Origin of the sequence: Corynebacterium tapiri (assembly GCF_006334925.1) — a bacterium.
Classification (GTDB): Bacteria; Actinomycetota; Actinomycetes; order Mycobacteriales; family Mycobacteriaceae; genus Corynebacterium; species Corynebacterium tapiri.
In genome coordinates this window covers 22,836-28,944 of record NZ_VDHJ01000017.1, presented here as the reverse complement: position 1 = coordinate 28,944, position 6,109 = coordinate 22,836, and the positions used below count along the sequence as shown (strand labels likewise).

The 6,109-nt window shown below is 63.0% G+C and carries 5 protein-coding genes and 1 tRNA gene; 2 read left to right on the top strand and 4 right to left on the bottom strand.

Annotated features, from left to right (window positions below; translation table 11 throughout):
* Window positions 1-155: 155 nt before the first annotated feature.
* Window positions 156-230: transfer RNA gene (locus tag FHE74_RS10050), tRNA-Gly, on the bottom strand.
* 180 nt (window positions 231-410) lie between these two features.
* Here FHE74_RS10050 and FHE74_RS10045 point away from each other — a divergent pair.
* Window positions 411-1,172, top strand: a complete 762-nt coding sequence (locus FHE74_RS10045) for a DUF1542 domain-containing protein (protein ID WP_246049282.1) — start codon at window positions 411-413, stop codon at window positions 1,170-1,172.
* Window positions 1,173-1,254: 82 nt separating this feature from the next.
* On the opposite strand, the gene FHE74_RS10040 is transcribed toward FHE74_RS10045, so the two are convergent.
* Both FHE74_RS10040 and FHE74_RS10035 read right to left on the bottom strand, forming a co-directional pair.
* Window positions 1,255-1,728 (bottom strand): ribose-5-phosphate isomerase, encoded by a 474-nt coding sequence (locus tag FHE74_RS10040; RefSeq protein ID WP_139466382.1) that lies wholly within the window; start codon window positions 1,726-1,728, stop codon window positions 1,255-1,257.
* A 44-nt stretch (window positions 1,729-1,772) separates the two neighbouring features.
* On the bottom strand, window positions 1,773-2,399 hold the full coding sequence (locus FHE74_RS10035) for a DsbA family protein (RefSeq protein ID WP_139466381.1): 627 nt from the start codon (window positions 2,397-2,399) through the stop codon (window positions 1,773-1,775).
* Between the two features lie 69 nt (window positions 2,400-2,468).
* Between FHE74_RS10035 and pepN the strand changes: the two genes are divergently transcribed.
* Complete coding sequence (gene pepN / locus FHE74_RS10030; RefSeq protein WP_139466380.1) at window positions 2,469-4,961, top strand: aminopeptidase N; 2,493 nt, start codon at window positions 2,469-2,471, stop codon at window positions 4,959-4,961.
* Here the strand turns inward: pepN and FHE74_RS10025 are convergent.
* Window positions 4,958-6,103, bottom strand: coding sequence for a cystathionine gamma-synthase (locus tag FHE74_RS10025; RefSeq protein WP_139466379.1), 1,146 nt, complete (start codon window positions 6,101-6,103; stop codon window positions 4,958-4,960). The genes pepN and FHE74_RS10025 overlap by 4 nt on opposite strands.
* Between the last annotated feature and the right edge of the window lie 6 nt (window positions 6,104-6,109).

Here is a 6,109-nt window from a genome sequence, read left to right as displayed (position 1 = left end):
ATTCGGAAAGGCCCCCTGAAGTAGCAACCAGTGTGCCCGGCAGGCGACACGCCGAGCGGACACACATTTTGCACCTTAACCCCAAAACGCCCCGGTGCACATAATAAAAAATCCGCTCTGCCTAGAGTTGCGCAACTCGAGTCGGAGCGGATACGTGGAGGGGATGACGGGAATCGAACCCGCGTCTTCAGCTTGGAAGGCTGAGGTATTAGCCACTATACGACATCCCCATGCGGTGATAAGCAGCATACAACACCACACGCAAAGGATAAAACCCCCGGCCAGCGGGAACTTTCTGAGGTGCCTTAGCGTTAGATTTAAGTACACACCGATCCGAGGAGTGAACGAGCACCGTGTCCTTAATTCTCATCATCGCCATCGCGGTCATCGCCGGAGCTGCCGCCACCAGTATGGGCGGCAAGAAGAAGCAACAGCAGCTCACCCAGTCCCGGGCCGCCGACGCCCGCGCTGACGCCCAGCGCTGGATTGAACGCTTGGGTAGCCAGGTTTTAACCATCTCAGGCTCAGACACCGCCTCTACCCAGGCGATGGCCGACGCTTCGGAGCGCTACAACGCAGCAAACTCCGCCATGTCCACTGCGCAGACCGAGAAGGAGTTCCTGCTCGCCCGGGAATCCGCTCTGGAGGGCCTGCATTACGTCAACGCCGCGCGCGAGATCATGGGCATGCCCGCTGGCCCCGAACTGCCCCCGCTGGAGGGCCAGCGCAGGGCCGGCCAGGTCACCGAGCGCCGCACCATCGAGCACGAAGGCCAGACAATTACGGCTTCCCCGACTGCTTCCGACGAGACTCCGAACTACTACCCCGGTGGCAACGTCGCCGGACGCCCGGTGCCTGCCGGTTGGTACTCCACCCCGTGGTGGGCGCCAGCAATGGTCTCAGGAATGTGGTCCATGTCCTCGGTCATGATGTTCTCCATGATGTTCTCGGGCATGGCCGGTGCCCCGTCCGCGGCCGCTTTCGAAGCCGGTTATGACCAGGGATTCGAGGATGCTGGGGCCATGGGCGACGGCGCCGACATGGGAGGCGAAGACTTCGGCGGTGACGCGGGAGACTTCGGCGGAGGTGATGACGGCGGATTCTTCGGCGGCGACTTCTTCGGTGGAGACGGCGGCGGTTTCGACCTCGGCTTTGACCTGGGATTCGACTAACCCCTTATCCGCTACCCTTCCCGACGAAAAGGCCCCCGCGTTATCTCATGAACGCGGGGGCCTGGTGCGTACTCAGTACGAATTACTCCTCCGGCAGCTCTGGTGCGATACCGGTGTTCTCGTAGTCGCTCAGGATGTCGATGCGGCGCTGGTGGCGCTCCTCCTCCGACCAGGGCTGTTCGACGAATGCGTCGACAATCGCCTTGGCCTCCTCCTCGGAGTGCATGCGGCCGCCCAGGCCGATCAGCTGGGCGTTGTTGTGCTCACGCGCCAAGCGCGCGGTATCGACCGACCAGGCCAGAGCACAACGCGCGCCCTTGACCTTGTTGGCTGCGATCTGCTCACCGTTGCCGGACCCGCCGAGAACAATGCCCAGCGAGCCGGGGTCGTTAACCACTCGCTGAGCGGCCTCAATGCAGAATGCGGGGTAATCATCGGCGGGGTCGTAGGTGTGGGCACCGCAATCGATCACCTCGTGGCCCTGAGCCTTGAGGTGCTCGCTCAGGGTGCCCTTCATGTCGAATCCAGCGTGGTCAGCAGCAATGTATACGCGCATGGCTCACAGCATAGCGGGCAGGCGGGCCTCGTTGTCTGGAAAAACTACTTGGTCTGCGGAGCCTCGGTGCGCGAGCGCTTGAGCTCAAAGAAGTAGGGGTACTGGCTCAGTCGCACAGCAGCGTCGAAGATCTCTCCGGCTTCCTCGCCCTCCGGCAGGCGGGTGATCACCGGGCCGAAGAAGGCGGTATCACCCAGCTTGACCACGGGGGTTCCCACGTCGTCGCCGACCAAATCCTGCGCCTCCTGGTGGTAGCGGCGCAACGACTGCTCTGCCTGGCCGCCCTCATCATCGGCGTGTGCGGCGTAATCCGCATCCAGCCCGACCTGCTCCAACGCGCGGGCGATCACGTCATTGTAGGCACCGTAACCTGTCTTGCCGGATTCGCCCTCTACGTGCACGATCGTGCCCATTGCGGTGTAGAGCTCGTCCACCTTGGCAGCGCCCTCCTGGTCTGCCACCGCGGCAAACACTCGTGCTGGGCCCCAGTTTGCCTCCATCTTGTGTGCGTAAGACTCGGGGATGTCACGGCCGTCGTTAAGCACCGACAAAGACATAGGAACGAAGGTCACATCGATGTCGCGGACCTTTTCCACCTCCTTAATCCAGCGGGAAGTCATCCACGCGAAGGGGCAGGAGACATCGAACCAGAACGAAACGGACTGAGTCATGGGGTAATTCCTTTCGAAGGGGGAAAAATCTTGCCCGCCAGCCTAATGACACGACCTAAAGTGTGTCCCATGTCTTCTTTAAATCTCACCGAAATTGAGGCCCGCGAGCGCTCCCAGCTCATCGAGGCGCAGCACTACCACGTCGCTCTCGACGTCACCGGTAGCGAGCGCTTTAGCTCTCGCACCACCGCGATCTTTACCGCTCGCGCAGCCGGCGACACGTTTATTGATCTGAACACCGACGATGTCTCGAAGGTGCTTCTCGACGGCAGCGAGCTCGACCTGACCAATGTCAGCGCCGAAAACGGAATCCCCCTGACCGTGCAGCCGGGTGACCACGTCCTGCAGGTCGAAGCCACGATCGCCTATTCCCACACCGGCCAGGGCCTGCACCGCTTTGTGGACCCGGCCGATGACCAGGCTTATCTGTACACCCAGTTTGAAACCGCGGATGCCAAGCGCGTCTTCGCCTGCTTCGACCAGCCGGACATGAAGGCCACCTACGACCTCGAGGTCACTGCGAATGAGAACGACCGCGTGATCCTCAACGCGCCGACCACGGTAGAGGGCGCCACGCACCGTGCCCGCATCGACTACCCATTGTCCACCTACCTGGTGGCAATCTGCGTGGGCCCCTACGCAGAGTTCAGCGACACCTGGCGCGGCGAGCTCACCCACCACGAGCAGACCCCGCAGGACCAACCGCACGAGCTGGAGATTCCCATGTCGATCTTCTGCCGTGCCTCCATCGCCGAGCACCTGGACCACGAGCGCCTCTTTACCGAGACCAAGCAGGGTTTTGACTTCTACCACCGCAACTTCGGCTACGCCTACCCCTTTGGCAAGTACGACCAGCTCTTCGTGCCCGAGTTCAACATGGGCGCAATGGAGAACGCGGGCTGCGTGACCCTGCGAGACGAGTACGTATTCACCTCTCAAGCCACCCATTACCGCTACGAGCGCCGGGCAGACACCGTTCTGCACGAGATGGCGCACATGTGGTTCGGCGACCTGGTCACCATGCAGTGGTGGGGAGATCTGTGGCTCAACGAGTCCTTTGCCACCTGGGCCGCGGCCATCTCTCAGGCAGAGGAGACTCAGTACGACACCGCCTGGGTGACCTTTGCCAACGTGGAAAAGGCGTGGGCCTATGCCCAGGATCAGCTGCCCACCACCCACCCGGTGTCCACTTCCGCCGAGGACATCGAGACGGTAGAGCAGAACTTTGACGGCATTACCTACGCCAAGGGTGCGAGCGTGCTCAAGCAGCTGCAGGCGTACGTGGGGCGCGAGGAATTCTTCGCCGGGGTTCGTCTGCACTTTGCCCGCCACGCTTTTGGCAACGCGACCTTCGACGACCTGCTCTCCGCTCTGGAGCACACCTCCGGGCGCGATCTGTCCTTCTGGGCTGACCAGTGGCTGAAGACGACCGGCGTCAACCACGTCTCCTTCGATCGCGAGACCAGCGAACTCGTCCAGTCCGGGGACACGCTGCGCACCCACCGTCTGGCCGTGGGAACCTACAACGTCGAAGGCGACAAGATTGTGCGCACCGGCCGCGTCGAGCTCGACATTTCTGGCCAGCGCACGCCGGTGGAGGGCATCGATACGCAGGCAGATCTCATCCTGCCGAATGATGACGACCTCACCTACGCCCTGATCGACCTCGACGAAAAGTCGCTGGCCTGCGCGCTGGGCAACATCGAGAAGATGACCGATCCGATGGCCCGCACGCTCCTGTGGTCGGCAACCTGGGAGATGACCCGTGATGGCCGCCTCCCGGCGCGCCTATTCGTCGAGCTGGTCGCCCGGGGAGCTCAGACAGAAACCGAGTTGGCCGTCCTCGAGCGCATCCTGAGCCAGGCCACCACCGCCCAGCGCAAGTACGCCGATCCGGCGTGGGCTCAGTCCTCGACCGTGCTCGTCGATGCCCTGCTCGCCGGCGCGCGTGGCAGCAACCCGGAGGCTGCGCTGGTCTTTGAGCAAGCCCTGTCCAAGGTAGAACTCACCGACGAGGCCGCAGAGTTCTTCGTCTCGCTTCTCGACGACTCCGATGCCGAGCGTCGTTGGCGTGCCACCACCGCGTTGGTGGGACGTGGCGACCGAGGTGAAGACCTCATCGCCGCCCAGGAGGAGAGCGACCGCACCGCATCCGGTCGCTTGCACGCCCTTCAGGCGCGCGCTGCAGTGCCTTCGGAGGCCAACAAGGCGCGTGTCTGGGAGGAGCTGACCTCTGGTTCTCTGGGCAACCTGGATGCTCGCCACCTGGCGCAAGGCTTCCACTTCCCCGGCGGCGAAAAGTCGCTGCACCAGTTCAACGAGGCCTACTTTGGGCAGGTCGAGCGCATCTGGAATGAGTTCACCTCCGAGATGGCTTTGCAAGTTGCTCAGGCGCTCTTCCCCTCCTGGGACATCTCGCCAGAGGGTGTTGAGCGTGGCAAGTCCTTTGCCCAGCGCGAGGACATTCCGGCTGGCCTGCGCCGCGTGATCCGCGAGGGTGTAGACGGCGTGGAACGCGCCCTGCGCAACCGCGGCGTCGACGGGGCCAGCGAGGTCGCCTAACTCAGCGCTTGCAACGCGCGGGCGACGTCTGCCTCCAGGTCGTGGGCATCCTCGATGCCCACGGAGATGCGGACCAGCTCGCGCGGGACTTCCAGCTGCGAGCCGGCAGCAGACTGATGGGTCATGCTGGCGGGGTGCTCCACCAGGGACTCCACGCCGCCCAGCGACTCGGCTAGACAGATCAGCTCGGTGGACGTACAGAACTCACGAGCTGCTTGCTCGGTGTGGAAGCTGACTGACACCATTCCGCCAAAGCGGCGCATCTGCCGTGCGGCCACCGCGTGTCCCGGGTGCGTGCTCAACCCTGGGTAGTGGACTTCCTTGACGTGCTCGGAGGCGTCGAGTAGCGCAGCGATCTTCTCCGCATTCGTAGAGTGCTGCTCCATGCGCACCGCGAGCGTCTTGATGCCGCGGGCTGTGAGGTAGGCGTCGAAGGGGCTAGCAATTGCACCCACACCTCCCTGGTAGAAGCGCAGCTCCTCGTCGAGAGCGTCGTCGTTGCACACCACGGCTCCACCGACCACGTCTGAGTGGCCTCCGAGGTACTTGGTCGAGGAATGCACGATGACATCCGCACCAAGTTCCAGCGGCTGCTGGAGGTAAGGCGTGGCAAAGGTGTTGTCCACCACGAGCGTCGCCTGCCCCTTGACCTTGGCTACCTCTGCGATGTCGGTGATATTGAGGAAGGGGTTGGAAGGAGTCTCCAGCCAGATGAGCTTGGTGCGCTCGTTGATGGCGGCCTCGACAGCGGCGACGTCGGTGGTGTCCACGACGGTGTACTCGACTCCCCACGCGCCAAACACGGTGTCGATCAAACGCCAGGTTCCTCCGTAAGCGTCATTGCCCAGGACCAAGTGGTCCCCGGGGCGCAGCAGGATACGCAGCACCGTGTCGGTCGCAGCCATGCCCGAGGAAAACACCACAGAGTGCTTGGCACCTTCCAACGCTGCAATGGTGCGTTCCAGAGATGCCACGGTGGGGTTGGCAACGCGGGAGTACTCATATCCACCGCGCAGCTCATTGAGCCCGTTCTGCGCAAAGGTGGTGGAGGCGTAGATCGGGATGTTGATCGGACCGAGGTGGGAGTCCGGGTCATAGCCCGCGTGGATAGATGCAGTGGAAAATCCGGGCTTCTCGGCCATGGGGCA

Coding starts and splice junctions, on each gene's coding strand:
- FHE74_RS10045 (WP_246049282.1), top strand. CDS start 411: ATGGGCGGCAAGAAGAAGCAACAGCAGCTCACCCAGTCCCGGGCCGCC.
- FHE74_RS10040 (WP_139466382.1), bottom strand. CDS start 1,728: ATGCGCGTATACATTGCTGCTGACCACGCTGGATTCGACATGAAGGGC.
- FHE74_RS10035 (WP_139466381.1), bottom strand. CDS start 2,399: ATGACTCAGTCCGTTTCGTTCTGGTTCGATGTCTCCTGCCCCTTCGCG.
- pepN (WP_139466380.1), top strand. CDS start 2,469: ATGTCTTCTTTAAATCTCACCGAAATTGAGGCCCGCGAGCGCTCCCAG.
- FHE74_RS10025 (WP_139466379.1), bottom strand. CDS start 6,103: ATGGCCGAGAAGCCCGGATTTTCCACTGCATCTATCCACGCGGGCTAT.